The 15,413-nt window shown below is 66.8% G+C and carries 16 protein-coding genes and 1 pseudogene; 3 read left to right on the top strand and 14 right to left on the bottom strand.

Annotation, left to right across the window (positions count from 1 at the left end; translation table 11 throughout):
- Position 1: 1 nt before the first annotated feature.
- From WS96_RS13225 to rpe, 7 genes are all read right to left on the bottom strand, one after another.
- Positions 2 to 628: a CYTH domain-containing protein gene (locus WS96_RS13225; RefSeq protein ID WP_059833051.1), complete on the bottom strand. Its 627-nt coding sequence runs from the start codon at positions 626 to 628 to the stop codon at positions 2 to 4.
- Positions 628 to 1,413 carry an indole-3-glycerol phosphate synthase TrpC gene (gene trpC, locus WS96_RS13230; protein WP_059499662.1) on the bottom strand — a complete coding sequence of 262 codons (786 nt, stop codon included), beginning with the start codon at positions 1,411 to 1,413 and terminating at the stop codon, positions 628 to 630. The genes WS96_RS13225 and trpC overlap by 1 nt, the downstream gene beginning before the upstream one ends.
- Positions 1,414 to 1,441: 28 nt before the next feature.
- Positions 1,442 to 2,473: an anthranilate phosphoribosyltransferase gene (trpD, locus tag WS96_RS13235; RefSeq protein WP_059833054.1), complete on the bottom strand. Its 1,032-nt coding sequence runs from the start codon at positions 2,471 to 2,473 to the stop codon at positions 1,442 to 1,444.
- A gap of 13 nt (positions 2,474 to 2,486) precedes the next feature.
- On the bottom strand, positions 2,487 to 3,077 hold the full coding sequence (locus WS96_RS13240; RefSeq protein ID WP_034209841.1) for an aminodeoxychorismate/anthranilate synthase component II: 591 nt from the start codon (positions 3,075 to 3,077) through the stop codon (positions 2,487 to 2,489).
- 13 nt (positions 3,078 to 3,090) lie between these two features.
- Entirely contained in the window at positions 3,091 to 4,584 is a 1,494-nt protein-coding gene (gene trpE / locus WS96_RS13245; protein ID WP_059833057.1) for an anthranilate synthase component I, read from the bottom strand.
- A gap of 357 nt (positions 4,585 to 4,941) precedes the next feature.
- Positions 4,942 to 5,706, bottom strand: a complete 765-nt coding sequence (locus WS96_RS13250) for a phosphoglycolate phosphatase (RefSeq protein WP_059833059.1) — start codon at positions 5,704 to 5,706, stop codon at positions 4,942 to 4,944.
- A 4-nt stretch (positions 5,707 to 5,710) separates the two neighbouring features.
- Entirely contained in the window at positions 5,711 to 6,397 is a 687-nt protein-coding gene (rpe, locus tag WS96_RS13255; RefSeq protein WP_006482066.1) for a ribulose-phosphate 3-epimerase, read from the bottom strand.
- 178 nt (positions 6,398 to 6,575) lie between these two features.
- Here rpe and apaG point away from each other — a divergent pair, with 178 nt between their 5' ends.
- Entirely contained in the window at positions 6,576 to 6,950 is a 375-nt protein-coding gene (apaG, locus tag WS96_RS13260; protein ID WP_006477037.1) for a Co2+/Mg2+ efflux protein ApaG, read from the top strand.
- A 19-nt stretch (positions 6,951 to 6,969) separates the two neighbouring features.
- Here apaG and WS96_RS34505 read toward each other — a convergent pair whose 3' ends face one another.
- The gene (locus WS96_RS34505; RefSeq protein ID WP_230624986.1) at positions 6,970 to 7,113 is read right to left on the bottom strand and encodes a hypothetical protein; all 144 of its coding nucleotides are present in this window, start codon (positions 7,111 to 7,113) and stop codon (positions 6,970 to 6,972) included.
- Between the two features lie 28 nt (positions 7,114 to 7,141).
- On the opposite strand from WS96_RS34505, the gene mltA reads away from it, so the two are divergent.
- The gene (mltA, locus tag WS96_RS13265; protein ID WP_230624987.1) at positions 7,142 to 8,266 is read left to right on the top strand and encodes a murein transglycosylase A; all 1,125 of its coding nucleotides are present in this window, start codon (positions 7,142 to 7,144) and stop codon (positions 8,264 to 8,266) included.
- A gap of 256 nt (positions 8,267 to 8,522) precedes the next feature.
- Here the strand turns inward: mltA and paaK are convergent, their stop codons facing one another.
- From paaK to paaN, 5 genes are all read right to left on the bottom strand, one after another.
- Positions 8,523 to 9,821 (bottom strand): phenylacetate--CoA ligase PaaK, encoded by a 1,299-nt coding sequence (gene paaK, locus WS96_RS13270; protein ID WP_059833060.1) that lies wholly within the window; start codon positions 9,819 to 9,821, stop codon positions 8,523 to 8,525.
- A 38-nt stretch (positions 9,822 to 9,859) separates the two neighbouring features.
- On the bottom strand, positions 9,860 to 10,312 hold the full coding sequence (paaI, locus tag WS96_RS13275; RefSeq protein WP_059833063.1) for a hydroxyphenylacetyl-CoA thioesterase PaaI: 453 nt from the start codon (positions 10,310 to 10,312) through the stop codon (positions 9,860 to 9,862).
- A gap of 1 nt (position 10,313) precedes the next feature.
- A complete protein-coding gene (gene paaG, locus WS96_RS13280; protein ID WP_059833066.1) occupies positions 10,314 to 11,105 on the bottom strand; it encodes a 2-(1,2-epoxy-1,2-dihydrophenyl)acetyl-CoA isomerase PaaG in 792 nt (263 codons plus the stop codon).
- 45 nt (positions 11,106 to 11,150) lie between these two features.
- Complete coding sequence (pcaF, locus tag WS96_RS13285) at positions 11,151 to 12,353, bottom strand: 3-oxoadipyl-CoA thiolase (RefSeq protein ID WP_059833069.1); 1,203 nt, start codon at positions 12,351 to 12,353, stop codon at positions 11,151 to 11,153.
- 87 nt (positions 12,354 to 12,440) lie between these two features.
- Entirely contained in the window at positions 12,441 to 14,147 is a 1,707-nt protein-coding gene (gene paaN, locus WS96_RS13290) for a phenylacetic acid degradation protein PaaN (RefSeq protein WP_059833073.1), read from the bottom strand.
- Between the two features lie 129 nt (positions 14,148 to 14,276).
- Between paaN and WS96_RS13295 the strand changes: the two genes are divergently transcribed.
- Entirely contained in the window at positions 14,277 to 15,053 is a 777-nt protein-coding gene (locus tag WS96_RS13295; RefSeq protein WP_034209849.1) for an enoyl-CoA hydratase, read from the top strand.
- 112 nt (positions 15,054 to 15,165) lie between these two features.
- Here WS96_RS13295 and WS96_RS34240 read toward each other — a convergent pair.
- Positions 15,166 to 15,413: pseudogene (locus tag WS96_RS34240) on the bottom strand (hypothetical protein); the annotation flags it as partial.

Here is a 15,413-nt window from a genome sequence, read left to right on the forward strand (position 1 = left end):
TTTATTGCGCGCGCAGCCGGTAGCCGCGCTGCGCCTTGCTGATGTTTTCGGGAACGAGGCCCGGCAGCGCCTGCTGCAGTTCGGCGGCGAGCGTCGCGAGCGCCGTTTCCGGGCCGTCGATCAGTTCGAGTTCGATTTCGCTGATCGGTTCGCGCCGCGTTTCGTGTTCCGCCTGGACGACGATCTCGCCGAGGTCCACCGCGGCCTCGACGGTCGCGCCGCCGATTGCGATGCGCCACAGCGTACGCGAAAAATCCGTGCGGAACAGCGCGTACAGTGCACCGGCCGCGTCGTTCAGCGCGGCGGCGGCTTCCGGCACGTCGCAGGCCGCGACGAGCGCGTCGATCTCGAGCGCGTCGCCCGCGACCGGCAACTCCCATTCGTGGCGGCGGTGCAGGCCGCCTTCCGCGCTGCCGACCGTCTTGAACGTCTGCAACCAGCCGTCCGGCGTGCGGCGCACGCGGATTGCGCTCTTCGAGCGCGCCAGCGCGAGGTCGGGCGTGTCGTAGTAGACGTTCGCGAGCGTGATCGCGTGGCCGGGTTCGCCGGTCAGCGTCTCGAAGAAGCGGCGCGCGGCGTCGGCCTGGCCGGCCGGCAGCGCGAGCTTGATTTCCTTTTCGATCGCCATCAGAAGAACATCCGCGCGAGTTCCTCGCCCGGCTGGTCGGCGCGCATGAACGCCTCGCCGACGAGGAACGTGTTCACGTTCGCCGCGCGCATGGTGTCGACGTCGGTGCGCGACAGGATGCCCGATTCGGTCACGACGATGCGATCCGCCGGAATCATGTCGAGCATGTCGAGCGTGGTCCGGATCGACGTCTCGAATGTGCGCAGGTTGCGGTTGTTGATGCCGAGCAGCGGCGTCTTGAGCGTCAGCGCCTGTTCCATCTCGTTGCGGTCGTGCACTTCGACCAGCACCGCGAGGCCGAGCGAGTGCGCATAGGCTTCCAGATCCTGCATCAGCGGCGTGTCGAGCGCGGCGGCGATCAGCAGGATCGCGTCGGCGCCCATCGCGCGGGCTTCGACGATCTGGTACGCGTCGACGATGAAGTCCTTGCGCAGCACCGGCAGCGTGCAGGCCGCGCGCGCTTCCTCGAGGTAGCGGACGCCGCCCTGGAAGAACTGTTCGTCGGTCAGCACCGACAGGCACGCGGCGCCGTGCGCCGCATACGAGCGCGCGATGTCGGCCGGCACGAAATGCTCGCGCAGCACGCCTTTCGACGGGCTTGCCTTCTTGATTTCGGCGATCACGGCGGCGTTGCCGGCCGCGTGTTTCGCGCGCAGCGCGCCGACGAAGTCGCGCAGGTCGCGCGCGGAGGCTTCCAGCTTCAGCGCCTCGAGCGGCGTGCTGCGCATGGCCGCCGCCACTTCTTCGCGCTTGACGGCGATGATTCGGTCGAGAATGTCGCTCATAGGGGTTCCTGCTTGATTCGTAAGGGGGTCAGCGCTTGAACTGCTGCGTGAAGCGCACGAGCTCGTCGACCTTCGCGCGGGCCTTGCCGCTCGCGATCGCTTCGCGGGCCAGCTGGATGCCGTCCGCGATCGACTCGGCGATATTGGCCGCGTAAAGCGCGGTGCCCGCGTTCAGCGTGACGATCTCGCGCGCGACGCCCGGCTGGTTGTCCAGCGCGCCGAGCAGCATCGTGCGCGATTCGTCGGCATTTTCCACCTTCAGCGTGCGGTTCGACACCATCTGCAGGCCGAAGTCCTCCGGATGGATCTCGTATTCGTGCACCTGGCCGTCGCGCAATTCGCCGACGAGCGTCGCGGCGCCGAGCGACACCTCGTCCATTCCGTCCTTGCCGTACACGACGAGCACGTGCTGCGCGCCGAGGCGCTGCATCACGCGCACCTGGATGCCGACGAGGTCGGGGTGGAACACGCCCATCAGCTGGTTCGGCGCGCCGGCCGGATTGGTCAGCGGGCCGAGGATGTTGAAGATCGTGCGCACGCCGAGCTCGCGGCGCACGGCCGCGATGTTCTTCATCGCCGGATGATGGTTCGGCGCGAACATGAAGCCCATGCCGGTTTCGGCGATCGATGCGGCGACCTGGTCGGACTGCAGGTCGATGTTCACGCCGAGCGCCTCGAGCACGTCGGCGCTGCCGGACTTGCTCGACACGCCGCGGTTGCCGTGTTTCGCGACCTTCGCGCCCGCGGCCGCCGTGACGAACATCGACGCGGTCGAGATGTTGAACGTGTGCGAGCCGTCGCCGCCGGTGCCGACGATGTCGACGAAATTCGAGTTGTCCCGCACCTCGACGTGGTTCGCGAATTCGCGCATCACGGTCGCGGCGGCGGCGATCTCGCCGATCGTCTCCTTCTTCACGCGCAGCCCGGTGATGATCGCGGCCGCCATCACGGGCGACATGTCGCCGCGCATGATCAGCCGCATCAGGTGCAGCATTTCGTCGTGGAAGATCTCGCGGTGCTCGATCGTGCGCTGCAGCGCTTCCTGCGGGGTAATCGTCATCGTGCGTCTCCCGTCAGGCGGCCGGTGCGGCCGCGGCGCGGCTCTGTTTCAGGAAATTCTCGAGCAGCGCATGGCCGTGCTCGGACAGGATCGATTCCGGGTGGAACTGCACGCCTTCGACCGGCAGCGTCTTGTGGCGCACGCCCATGATCTCGCCGTCGTCGGTCCACGCGGACACCTCGAGGCAATCGGGCAGCGATTCGCGTTCGATCGCGAGCGAGTGATAGCGCGTGACGTCGAAATGCTTCGGCAGGTCGGCGAATACGCCGCGGCAGTCGGTTTCGATCCGGCTCACCTTGCCATGCATGATGGTCTTCGCGCGCACCACGCGGCCGCCGAACGCTTCGCCGATCGCCTGGTGGCCGAGGCAGACGCCGAGGATCGGCTTCCTGCCCGCGAATTCGCGCAGCACGTCGAGCGTGATGCCCGCATGTTGCGGATTGCTCGGGCCCGGCGACAGGCAGATGGTGTCGGGATTCAGGCGCGCGATGTCGTCGAGCGTGATTTCGTCGTTGCGGTAGGTGCGCACGTCCTCGCCGAGTTCGCCGAAGTACTGGACCAGGTTGTAGGTAAACGAGTCGTAGTTGTCGATCATGAGCAGCATGGTCAGTCTCCGGTCAGAAGTCGCTATCGAGGCCGTCCTGGACCTGTTCGGCCGCACGCAGCACCGCGCGCGCCTTGTTCTCGGTCTCTTGCCATTCGGATTCGGGCACCGAATCCGCGACGACGCCGGCCGCCGCTTGCACGTACAGGTTGCCGTTGTGGATCAGACCCGTGCGGATCGCGATCGCGAGATCCATCTCGCCCGAGAACGACAGGTAGCCGACCGCACCGCCGTACAGCCCGCGCTTGACCGGCTCGAGCTCGTCGATCAGTTCCATCGCGCGCACCTTCGGCGCGCCGGACAGCGTGCCGGCCGGGAACGTCGCGCGCAGCACGTCGTAGTTCGTCATGCCGGGCTTCAGCTTGCCTTCGACCGAGCTGACGATGTGCTGCACGTGCGAGTACTTCTCGATCACCATCTTGTCGGTCACCTGCACCGAGCCGATCTCCGCGATGCGGCCGACGTCGTTGCGCGCGAGATCGATCAGCATCACGTGCTCGGCGATCTCCTTCGGATCGTTCAGCAGCTCGGTCGCGAGCTCCGCGTCGCGCTCCGGCGTGTTGCCGCGCGGGCGCGTGCCGGCCAGCGGCCGGATCGTGACGATCTGGTCGTCGCCGCGCTTTTCCTGGCGCACCAGGATTTCCGGCGACGCGCCGACCACGTGGAAATCGCCGAAGTTGTAGTAATACATGTACGGCGACGGGTTCAGCGAACGCAGCGCGCGATACAGCGACAGCGGATTGTCGCGGTACGGCTTCGTGAGCCGCTGGCCGACCTGGATCTGCATCAGCTCGCCGGCCGCGATGTATTCCTTCGCCTGACGCACGGCGGCCAGATAGTCGTCCTTCTTGAATTCGCGGAACGTCTCGGTGCGCACGCTCGCCGACGTGACGGGCGGCTGCACGGTCGTGCGCAGGCGCTGCTTCAGTTCGCGCAGGCGCTGTTTTGCCTTCGCGTACGCTTCGGGCTGGCCCGGGTCCGCGTAGATGATCAGGTAGAGCTTGCCGGCGAGGTTGTCGATCACCGCGACTTCCTCGGTCAGCAGCAACTGGATGTCGGGCAGCCCGAGATCGTCGCGCGGCGCGGTGTTCACGAGCTTCTTCTCGATGTAGCGCACCGCGTCGTAGCCGAAGTAGCCGGCAAGGCCGCCGCAGAAACGCGGCAGGCCCGGGCGCTGCGCGACCTTGAAGCGCGCCTGGAACGATTCGATGAACTGGAACGGGTCGCCGTCGTGCGTCTCGACGACCTGGCCGTCGCGCACGACTTCCGACACGCCGTTGCGGGTGCGCACGAGCGTGCGGGCGGGCAGGCCGATGAACGAGTAGCGGCCGAAACGTTCGCCGCCGACCACCGATTCGAGCAGGAATGAGTTGGCGCCCGCGCGTTCGGGCTGGGCCAGCTTCAGGTAGAGGGACAGCGGCGTTTCGAGATCGGCGAGCGCTTCCGCGATCAGCGGGATGCGGTTGTAGCCTTCGTTCGCGAGCGATTGGAATTCGAGTTCGGTCATGTTCCGGTCCTGTTCGGGACGAGCGGCGCGGGCGCCAGGGATCACTTGACGCTGCGCGGGTGGCCGTCGGCGAAAGGGCGGTCGATCGAGAAGTGCCTGTTGCCGGCCGGCGCTCCGGGCGTGAACGTCGCGAGCCTGCGGCCGACCCTGAACGCAAGCGTTCGGATGCGGTGGAACTCGAGGTGGTGCGACGATCGGCGCGCGGATGCGCAGCGAGATAAAAAACGGCGCTGAAGACGTGCTTCAGCGTACCTCATCGAAGAGGTTAGCGCGACCAGCGACGCCAGGGCCAGGCTCCCCGGTCGATGCTGCTCAGACTCCGTTTTTTATTCAGAAACATGCGGATGGAAGAAATAATCAGAGGGTTGGCCGGCCGGCGTTGTGCGCGGAAATGGCGCGAGCCGCGACCAGCAACGAATCGACTATACCATCCGAATTTATCGTTTGTATAGCTTTGCCGTGGTTGTAGCCGTACGGCACCGTCAGCGTCGCCATCCCGGCCGCGCGGCCGGCCAGCGCGTCGTTTTCCGAGTCGCCGATTGCGACCGCGGTGTCCGGCGCGACGCCGAGCGCGTCGCAGGCCGTCAGCATCGGCAGCGGATCGGGCTTCTTGCGCGCGACGCTGTCGCCGCCGAGCACGATGCCGAAGCAGCCGGCCAGACCGTATTGCTCGAGCAGCTCGACCGCGAAGCGGTGCGGCTTGTTCGTCACGCACGCGAGCCGGATGCCGGCCGCGCGCAGCGCGTCGAGCCCGGCCGCCACGTCCGGATAGAGACGCGTGTGGCGACCGTTGATCTTCGCGTACTCGGTCTGGTAGATCGCGAGCGCGTCGTCGAAGCGCGCGTGCGCTTCATCGGCCGGGAAGCGCGGCTTCAGCACGCTCTGGATCAGGTGTTCGGAGCCCTTGCCGACGTAGCCGATCACTTCGTCGCGCGACGTGGCCGGCGCGCCGAGCCGCGCGAGCATCCCGTTCAGGCCGGCCGTGAAATCGTCGGCCGTGTCGACCATCGTGCCGTCGAGGTCGATCAGCGCGGCATCGATGCGCGGTGCGGCAAAGCGGATCGCGGCCGCGCCCGTGGCGGCCCCGGCCGGCGCGTGGCCGGCGAACGACGAGTCGGCCACGGCGTCAGCTCCGCTCGACGGTGGCGAGCGCCGCGCGCATCTCGTCGATCACCTTGCGATAGTCGGGCTTGCCGAAGATCGCCGAACCCGCGACGAACGTGTCGGCGCCAGCTGCCGCGATTTCCGCGATGTTGTCGGCCTTCACGCCGCCGTCGACTTCGAGCAGGATCTCGCGGCCCGTGCGTTCGGTGTACGCGTCGATGCGGGCGCGCGCCTCGCGCAGCTTGTTCAGCGTTTCCGGAATGAACGACTGGCCGCCGAAGCCCGGGTTCACCGACATCAGCAGCACGAAGTCGAGGCGGTCCATCACGTGATCGAGGTAGTTCAGCGGCGTGGCCGGATTGAACACGAGGCCGGCCTTGCAGCCGTGGTCGCGGATCAGCGACAGCGTACGGTCGATGTGGTCCGAGCCTTCCGGGTGGAAGCTGATCAGGTTCGCGCCGGCCTTCGCGAAATCGGGCACGATCCGGTCGACCGGGCGCACCATCAGGTGCACGTCGATCGGTACCTGCACGTGCGGGCGGATCGCCTCGCAGACGAGCGGGCCGATCGTGAGGTTCGGCACATAATGGTTGTCCATGACGTCGAAGTGAATCCAGTCGGCGCCGGCGGCGACCACGTTGCGGACTTCTTCGCCGAGCCGTGCGAAGTCGGCCGACAGGATGCTGGGAGCGATGCGGAATTGAGTCATGACAGGGGAGCGGGGGACGTTGCGGCGCAAAACCGTCATTCTACCGTCCGGCGACCCGGTGCGCGGCGGCAGGCCGTGCGGTTGCGACCCGATTGCGCATAGAATGCCGAACCAATGCAGCGCGCCCGCGGCCCGGCCGCTCGAGTCGGCGCGCGCGGTTACCTACAGCGGACACACCATGAGTCAGTATCAGTTCACCGTTTCGGTGAAAACCAGCTACTTGCCGGAACAATCCGACCCCGATCACCGTCAATACGCATTCGCGTACACGCTGACCATCCGCAACACGGGACAGGTCGCGGCCCAACTGATCGCGCGCCACTGGATCATCACGGACAGCGAGAGCCACGTGCAGGAAGTCAAGGGGCTCGGCGTAGTCGGCCACCAGCCGCTGCTGCAGCCGGGCGAGCATTTCGAATACACGAGCTGGGCCGTGATCGCGACGCCGGTCGGCACGATGCGCGGTGCGTACTTCTGCGTGGCGGAGGACGGCGAGCGTTTCGAGGCGCCGGTCGACGAGTTCGCGCTGCACATGCCGCGCACGTTGCATTGAATCGAGCGCGCGGCGGCGCTCAGCGCAGCTTGCGGTCGTTGCTGCGGGCGTGCTTCTTCCTGCCCGACGACGTCCACACGACGATGAAGATCAGCAGGGCAAGCGCTACGAAGGCTTCGAGCGCGAAGATGAGCATCGGATATTGGTCGAGAAAATCTGACATGGCGGTTTCCATCAAGAACGGACATTGTATGTGGTTTGGGCCCCGGCTGGCCGGGTGGATGGCCGCAGCCGCGGCGGCGGCGCTGCTCGCCGCGTGCGGCGGCGCACCGACGCGAACCTCCGCGCTGAAGCCGCCGACCGGCGCGGCGATCGTGCCGGGACAGGTCGCCGCGAAGCGGCTCACGCCGGTCGCGTGGCAGCAGGTGCCGGGCTGGCAGGACGATTCGCTGATTGGCGCGACGGCCGCGCTGCGGCAGAACTGCGCGCGGCTCGCGCGCCAGCCGGCCTGGGCGCGCGCTTGCGCGGCCGCCGACCGGCTCGACGAACTCGACGTCAGCAGCGCACGCACGTTCTTCGAAACGTATTTCACGCCGTTCCAGCTCGCGAATACCGACGGGACGCTCGACGGGCTCGTGACCGGCTATTACGAGCCGCTGCTGCACGGCTCGCGCGTGCGCCGCGGCCCGTATCAATACGCGCTCTATCGCTGGCCGGCCGGCTATCGCGCGGGCGCCGCGCTGCCGGCACGCGCGCAGCTCGAGCGCGCCGGCATCCTGAACGGCAACGAGCTCGTGTGGGTCGACGATCCGATCGAGGCATTCTTCCTGCAGGTGCAGGGCTCGGGTCGCGTGCTGCTCGACGACGGTTCGGTGATGCGGGTCGGCTTCGGCGGCACCAACAACCAGCCGTACCGTTCGATCGGCAAGTGGCTGCTCGATCGCGGCGAGCTGACGCCCGCGCAGGCGACGATGCAGGGCATCAAGGCCTGGGCGAAGGCGAACCCGACGCGCGTCGACGCGCTGCTCGACACGAATCCGCGCTTCGTGTTCTTCCGCGACATGCCGACCAAGGAAGATGCGCCGCACGGCGGCGCGGACGGTCCGATCGGCGCGCTCGGCGTGCCGCTGACCCCGGAGCGCTCGATCGCGGTCGATCCGTCGTCGATCCCGCTCGGCACGCCGGTGTTCCTGCAGACCACGCGTCCGCTGACGAATACGCCGATGAACCGGCTCGTGTTCGCGCAGGATACGGGCTCGGCGATCAAGGGCGGCGTGCGGGCAGACTATTTCTGGGGGCTCGGCGACGATGCCGGCGACCTGGCCGGCCGGATGAAGCAGGTCGGCAGGATGTGGCTGCTGTTCCCGAATTCGTGATTTTGGAGCGGCGCGGGTTCGCTGGATCGTCGCTCATGAACGATACGCGGCATTGAGAGCCCGGCGCGCGCCTCGTGCGCGTGGGCGTGCCGGTCTGATCGCCGGTGTGCCCATGTGATTTCAGTTCGCGTCATGCCGTGCGCGTCACGTCGAGCGACGCTTTGGAGTCGAGCAGCCCGATCGGCATCGGCCGACCGGGCTGTTTCGTTTGCAGGTGCGGATCCGCCGCTGCGCGACGCACGCGCGACGAGCGACCTCAGCCCTTGCGCTTGTCGACGACGCGGCGCGCCTTGCCGACCGAGCGCTCGATGCCGTTCACGGGCAGCACGTTGATCACGGCCGTCACGCCGATCAGCGACTTGATGTCGTATGCGAGCGCCTGTTTGGCCGCCTGGATCGCCGCGGTATCGGGCGCGGTTTCCGGGCACGGCTCGACGTTGAGCGTCAGCACGTCGAGCGGGCCTTCCTTGGTCAGCACGATCTGATAGTGCGGCGCGAGCGCGCGCTGCTTGAGCAACTGTTCCTCGATTTGTGTCGGGAACACGTTGACGCCGCGCACGATCATCATGTCGTCCGACCGGCCGGTGATCTTCTCCATCCGGCGCATCGTCCGGGCGGTGCCCGGCAACAGGCGCGTGAGGTCGCGCGTGCGATAGCGGATGATCGGCAGCGCTTCCTTCGTCAGCGACGTGAACACGAGTTCGCCGAGCTGGCCGTCCGGCAGTACTTCGCCGGTGTCGGGATCGATGATTTCCGGATAGAAGTGGTCTTCCCAGATGGTCGGGCCGTCCTTGGTCTCGACGCATTCGGACGCGACGCCCGGACCCATCACTTCGGATAGCCCGTAGATGTCGACCGCGTCGATGCCCATCCGCTGTTCGATCGCGACGCGCATGTCGTTGGTCCACGGCTCCGCGCCGAAGATGCCGATGCGCAGCGAACTCTGCACGGGATCGAGGCCCTGGCGCTCGATCTCGTCGGCGATCGACAGCATGTAGCTCGGCGTGACCATGATGATGTCGGGCCGGAAATCCTGGATCAGCTGTACCTGCTTTTCGGTCTGGCCGCCGCCGAACGGGATCACGGTCAGCCCTGCGCGTTCGGCGCCGTAGTGCGCGCCGAGCCCGCCCGTGAACAGCCCGTAGCCGTAGCTGACGTGGACCTTGTCGCCGCGGCGCGCACCGGCGGCGCGGATCGAGCGTGCGACGAGATTCGCCCACGTATCGATGTCGGCGGCCGTATAGCCGACGACCGTCGGCTTGCCGGTCGTGCCCGACGACGCGTGGATGCGCGAGATCTGGTCCTGCGGCACCGCGAACATCCCGAACGGATAGCTGTCGCGCAGGTCGCCCTTGGTCGTGAACGGAAAGCGCGACAGGTCGGCGAGCGTTTTCAGGTCGTCCGGATGCACACCGGCTTCGTCGAACTTGCGGCGATAGACGGGCGAGTGGTCATACGCGTGCCGGAGCGACCACTTGAGGCGTTCGAGCTGCAGCGCGGTCAGCTCGTCGCGTGAGGCGGTCTCGATCGGCTCGAGCGGTAGCAGGGTAGTCATGCATGTCTCCAGTGTTTGTTATGAGCGAGCCGTCGACGTCAGCGGTCTTCCGGGATGACCGTGCCCTTGATCTGGGCGGATTTGCCGCGAAACATCGCGACCGTGTCGCCTGTCTGGTTCGTGACGCGGATGTCGTAGATGCCGTGGCGGCCGGCACGCGCCTGTTCGACCGCCTCGGCCGTCAGCACGTCGTCGCCGTGCACGGGGCGCAGGAATTCGATCGAGCAGCCGGCCGCGACCGCATTCAGGTTGTACGAGTTGCACGCGAACGCGAAAGTCGAATCGGCGAGCGTGAAGATGATGCCGCCGTGACAGGTCTGGTGCCCGTTCAGGAATTCGGGCCGTACGCGCATCTGCAGGCGGGCGTAGCCGGCGCGTACTTCGACGATTTCCATGCCGAACGCGCGGCTGCAGGCGTCGGCGTCGTACATGGCCTGCGCGGTGGCGCGGGCGAGCGAATCGGGGTCGAGCGTGGCGGTGGCGTTCATCATGTCAACGCCCTTCGAAGCGCGGCGCGCGCTTCTCGATGAAGGCCTTCACCCCTTCCGCATAGTCGTCCGACTGGCCGAGCTTGCGCTGCAGATCGCGCTCGAGGTCGAGCTGCTGATCGAGCGTGTTCGTGACGCTGTCTCGCATCGACTGCTTGATCGACGCGATGGCGAGCGTCGGCTGCTGCGCGAGCTGGGCGGCAAGCTGGCGGACCGTGGCGACGAGCGCGTCGTCGTCGACCGCGCGCCAGATCAGGCCCCACTGTTCGGCCTGTTCGGCGCCGAGCTTGTCGCCGGTCAGCGCGAGCCCCAGCGCGCGTGCCATGCCGACGCGTTGCGGCAGGAACCACGTGCCGCCCGAATCGGGTACGAGTCCGATCTTGACGAAGGCCTGGATGAAACTGCTCGAGCGGGCGGCGAACACCAGGTCGCACGCAAGTGCGAGATTCGCGCCGGCGCCGGCCGCCGTGCCGTTGACGGCGGCGATCACCGGAATCGGCAGACGCTGCAGGCGGCGGATCAGCGGATTGAAATGCTCGTCGATCAGCGTGCCGAGGTCGGTGGACGCGCCTGGCGTGAAGTCGAGGTCGGCGAGGTCCTGGCCCGCGCAAAAGCCGCGTCCCGCACCCGTCAGAATCAGTGCGCGTGCGCCGGCTGCCTCGACTTCATCGAGCGCCGATTGCAGTTCGCGATGCATCGCCCGCGTGAAGCTGTTGAGCTTGTCGGGGCGGTTGAGCGTGATCGTGGCCACGCGCGCGGCCTGATCGATATCCATCTGGATCGCCTGATAGGACATGCAGTGTCTCCTTCATGACTTCGTTATAGGCGCGCGGCGCGTCGGTTACACGCGTTCGATCGCGAGCGCGATGCCCTGGCCGACGCCGATGCACATCGTACAGAGCGCGAAGCGGCCGCCGGTACGCTCGAGTTGATGGAGCGCCGTGGTGACGAGCCGCGCACCCGATGCGCCCAGCGGGTGACCGAGCGCGATCGCACCGCCGTTCGGGTTCACGCGCGGATCGTCGTCGGCGACGCCGAGCATGCGCAGCACCGCGAGACCTTGCGACGCGAATGCCTCGTTCAGTTCGATCACGTCGAACTGGTCGATGCGCATGCCGAGCTGGTGCAGCAGCTTCTGCGTGGCCGGCGCGGGGCCGATGCCCATTACGCGCGGCTCGACGCCGGCCGTCGCCATCCCGACGACGCGCGCGCGGCGGCGCAGGCCGTATTGGTCGGCCGCCTGTGCATTGGCGAGCAGCAGCGCGCAGGCGCCGTCGTTCACGCCCGACGCGTTGCCGGCCGTGACCGAGCCGTCCGGGCGCACGACGCCCTTCAGCTTCGCGAGCGCTTCGAGCGACGTTTCGCGCGGATGCTCGTCGCGCGACACGACGATGGCGTCGCCCTTCTTCTGCGCAATCGTGACCGGCACGATTTCCTCGGCGAGCGTACCGTCCTGCTGCGCCCGCGCGGCCTTCTGCTGGCTGCGCAGCGCGAACAGGTCCTGATCCGCGCGGCTGACGTGGTAATCGACCGCGACGTTCTCGGCCGTCTCCGGCATCGAATCGACCCCATACAGCTGCTTCATCAGCGGATTGACGAAGCGCCAGCCGATCGTCGTATCGTGGATGTCGGCCTGGCGCGCGAACGCGCTCGCGGCCTTGCCCATCACGAACGGCGCACGCGTCATGCTCTCGACGCCGCCTGCGATCATCAGGCGCGCTTCACCGGCCTTGATCGCGCGCGTGGCCGTGCCGACGGCGTCCATTCCGGAGCCGCACAATCGGTTCAGCGTCGTGCCCGGCACGGCCGTGGGCAGGCCCGCCAGTAGCGCCGACATGCGCGCGACGTTGCGGTTGTCCTCGCCGGCCTGGTTCGCGCAGCCGTAGATCACGTCGTCGATCGCCGTCCAGTCGACGTCGCGGTTGCGCTCGATCAGCGCCTTGAGCGGCACCGCGCCGAGATCGTCGGCGCGGACGTCTTTCAGGGCGCCGCCGTAGCGGCCAATGGGAGTGCGAATCGCGTCGCAGATGTAGGCGTCTGTCATGAGCGTATCGGTGAGTGACGAACCCGCCGGGTGGCGGATTCGTTCATGGTAGAGAACGTGGCGGCGTTTGCACGTCGGCCATTCGGGTTATGCCGTCTGGCCAGCTTCCGCAGGTACGGCCTTCGGGGCAACATGGACGCGGCTCTGAACCACGCGGAACCGGTTGGCGACGAAGGCCGGGTCGGCCAGCGCGGCGTTGGCGGCCGGGTTCGCGCCCGTGCCGTGGAAGTCGGAGAAGGCGGCCGACTGGTTGACGAATACGCCGCCTGTCAGGTTGATCGACAGCGCGACGCCGCCACGCACCGCCGCGTCGTGTGCGGCGTTGACGATCGCTTCGTCGGTGCTGTAGACGGAGAGGGTCAGTGCGCCATGCTCGGCGGCGATTGCCCCAGCCAGATCGAGCGACTGCGCGGTCGAGTCGGTCGCGATCACGAACGAGATCGGGCCGAACCACTCCTGCGTGAATTTCTCGCGGTCGGCAACGTCGAGTTGCAGCACGAGAGGCGTGCGCACGCGCGCATCGGGGAAGGCGGGATGCTGGAGAGGCACGCTGTCCGCGAGCACGCGGCCGAGTTTGCGCGCGTCGTCGATACGCGCGGTCACGCCGTCGTTCTGGATCGCCCCGATCAGTTCGACCGAGCGTGCAGGGTCGCCGGTGAGTTTTTGTACGGCAATCGCGATCGCTTGCGCGACCTCGTCGAAGCTCGCATGGCCGTCGGCCGTCCGGATGCCGTCGCGTGGCACGTAGATGTTCTGCGGTGCCGTGCACATCTGCCCCGAGTACAGCGCCAGCGAGAACGCGATGTTCTTGGCGGCGGCCTTCAGGTCGTCGGTCGAGTCGATCACGATCTGGTTGACGCCTGCTTTCTCGGTGTAGACCTGCGCCTGGTGGGCATGGCGTTCGAGCCACGTGCCGTTCTGCGTGCTGCCGGTGAAGTCGATCAGCTTGATCTCGGGACGCAGCGCGAGATCCTGGACGAGGGCACCGTCGTTGGGTTCGGTCGCGAGGAGCGTAACGACGTTCGGATCGAACCCGGCTTCGCGCAGCACGTCGCGGGCGATCCGCACCGTGATGGCGAGCGGCAGGATCGCGCCCGGGTGCGGTTTGACGATCACGGCATTACCGGTTGCCAGATCGGCGAACAGGCCCGGGTAGCCGTTCCAGGTCGGGAACGTGCAGCAGCCGAGCACGAGGCCCGTGCCGCGCGGCACGATCGTATAGCGCTTGTGCATCGCCAGCGGCGGGTTCTTGCCCTGCGGCTTTTCCCAGTGCGCATCGGCCGGGATGCGGCGCAGCTCGTCCCACGCATAGGCGACCGCCTCGAGCGCGCGGTCCTGCGCGTGCGGGCCGCCGGCCTGGAACGCCATCATGAAGGCTTGCCCCGTGGTGTGCATCACGCTGTAGGCAATTTCGAAGCTTGCGCGGTTCAGGCGCGCGAGGATTTCGAGGCTGACGCCGATCCACGCGCTCGGGCCGGCTTCGCGCCACGTGCGCTGCGCGTCCGCTGCGGCAGCGATCAGGGCGTCGGGCGTCGATTTCGGATACCGGACACCCAGCGCGATGCCGTACGGCGAGCGCTCGGCGCCGACCGTTTCACCGGACGCCGGCTGGTCGAGCACGAAGGTCTTGTCGAGGTGCGACTTGAACGCGGCCTCACCGTCCGCGTTTGCGCTTTCCCCGTACACTTTGGGGCTCGGCATTTCGGCGAACGGGCTCCAGTACCCGCGGCTCTCGATGGCGGCGAGTGCGTGTTTCAGCGTGTCTTCGTGCTTCGTGAACAGGGCATGGGTCATGGCGGCGGCCTGATGAACGTTGAGAGGGATCGGATCGATTAATTAACCGACCGGTTGGTCGAAGAATGGTAGCATCAAACTATTCGCATGTGCGAGGCGTTTCTCATTTCATTGATCGAGGAGAAATAGATGGCTTACGAGAACATCCTGGTGGAGACCCGCGGGCGTGTCGGTCTGGTGACGCTGAACCGTCCGAAGGCACTGAATGCGCTGAACGATGCGCTGATGGACGAGCTGGGCGCTGCGCTGAAGGCGTTCGATGCGGACGACGCTATCGGCGCGATCGTCGTGACCGGGAGCGAGAAGGCGTTCGCGGCCGGCGCGGACATCGGCATGATGGCGGCCTACTCTTATATGGATGTCTATCGGGGCGACTACATCACGCGCAACTGGGAGACGGTCCGCGAGATCCGCAAACCGATCATCGCTGCGGTTTCGGGCTTTGCGCTGGGCGGTGGCTGCGAGCTGGCGATGATGTGCGACATCATCTTCGCGGCGGACACGGCCAAGTTCGGTCAGCCGGAAATCAAGCTGGGCGTCATGCCGGGTGCCGGCGGCACGCAGCGTTTGCCGCGCGCGGTATCGAAGGCGAAGGCAATGGACATGTGCCTGACCGCGCGGTTCATGGACGCCGCCGAGGCCGAGCGTGCCGGGCTCGTATCGCGCGTGCTGCCGGCCGACAAACTGCTCGACGAGGCGATTGCCGCCGCGACGACGATCGCCGAGTTCTCGCTACCGGCGGTCATGATGGTCAAGGAGTCGGTGAACCGCGCGTACGAGACGACGCTGGCTGAAGGTGTCCACTTCGAGCGGCGATTGTTCCATTCGCTGTTCGCAACCGAAGACCAGAAGGAAGGGATGGCGGCATTCGTCGAGAAGCGCAAGCCAGTGTTCAAGCACCGCTGATCGGTCGGCACCATGCGCCGCGGCAAATCCGCTGACCGTTCTGTATCGATTCTCGGCGTGATTGCTTCGCCCGGTTCCTCAAAAGCCTCCGTGCGCGGTAGCGGAGGCTTTTTCAATCTTTCTTCACAAAAGGCTTGCACGGACGGGGGCGGATGCATAGAATCACGCCTCTTTCGCGCCAACGGAAACACGGCGCGGGGGAAGAAGGGAAGCAGTGCTGTTGGAGTTCGGAAGTAACGAGCCCGACGGCGCAGAAAGATGGCCCCGCAGTCGCAACGATGTCGTGCAGAAAGTTGTTGACGAGCTGCGAAACACGGTTCATAATTTCGCTTCTCTGCTGCTGAAAACGCAGCGCTGCCG

This window comes from Burkholderia sp. MSMB1835 (assembly GCF_001526365.1).
Classification (GTDB): Bacteria; Pseudomonadota; Gammaproteobacteria; order Burkholderiales; family Burkholderiaceae; genus Burkholderia.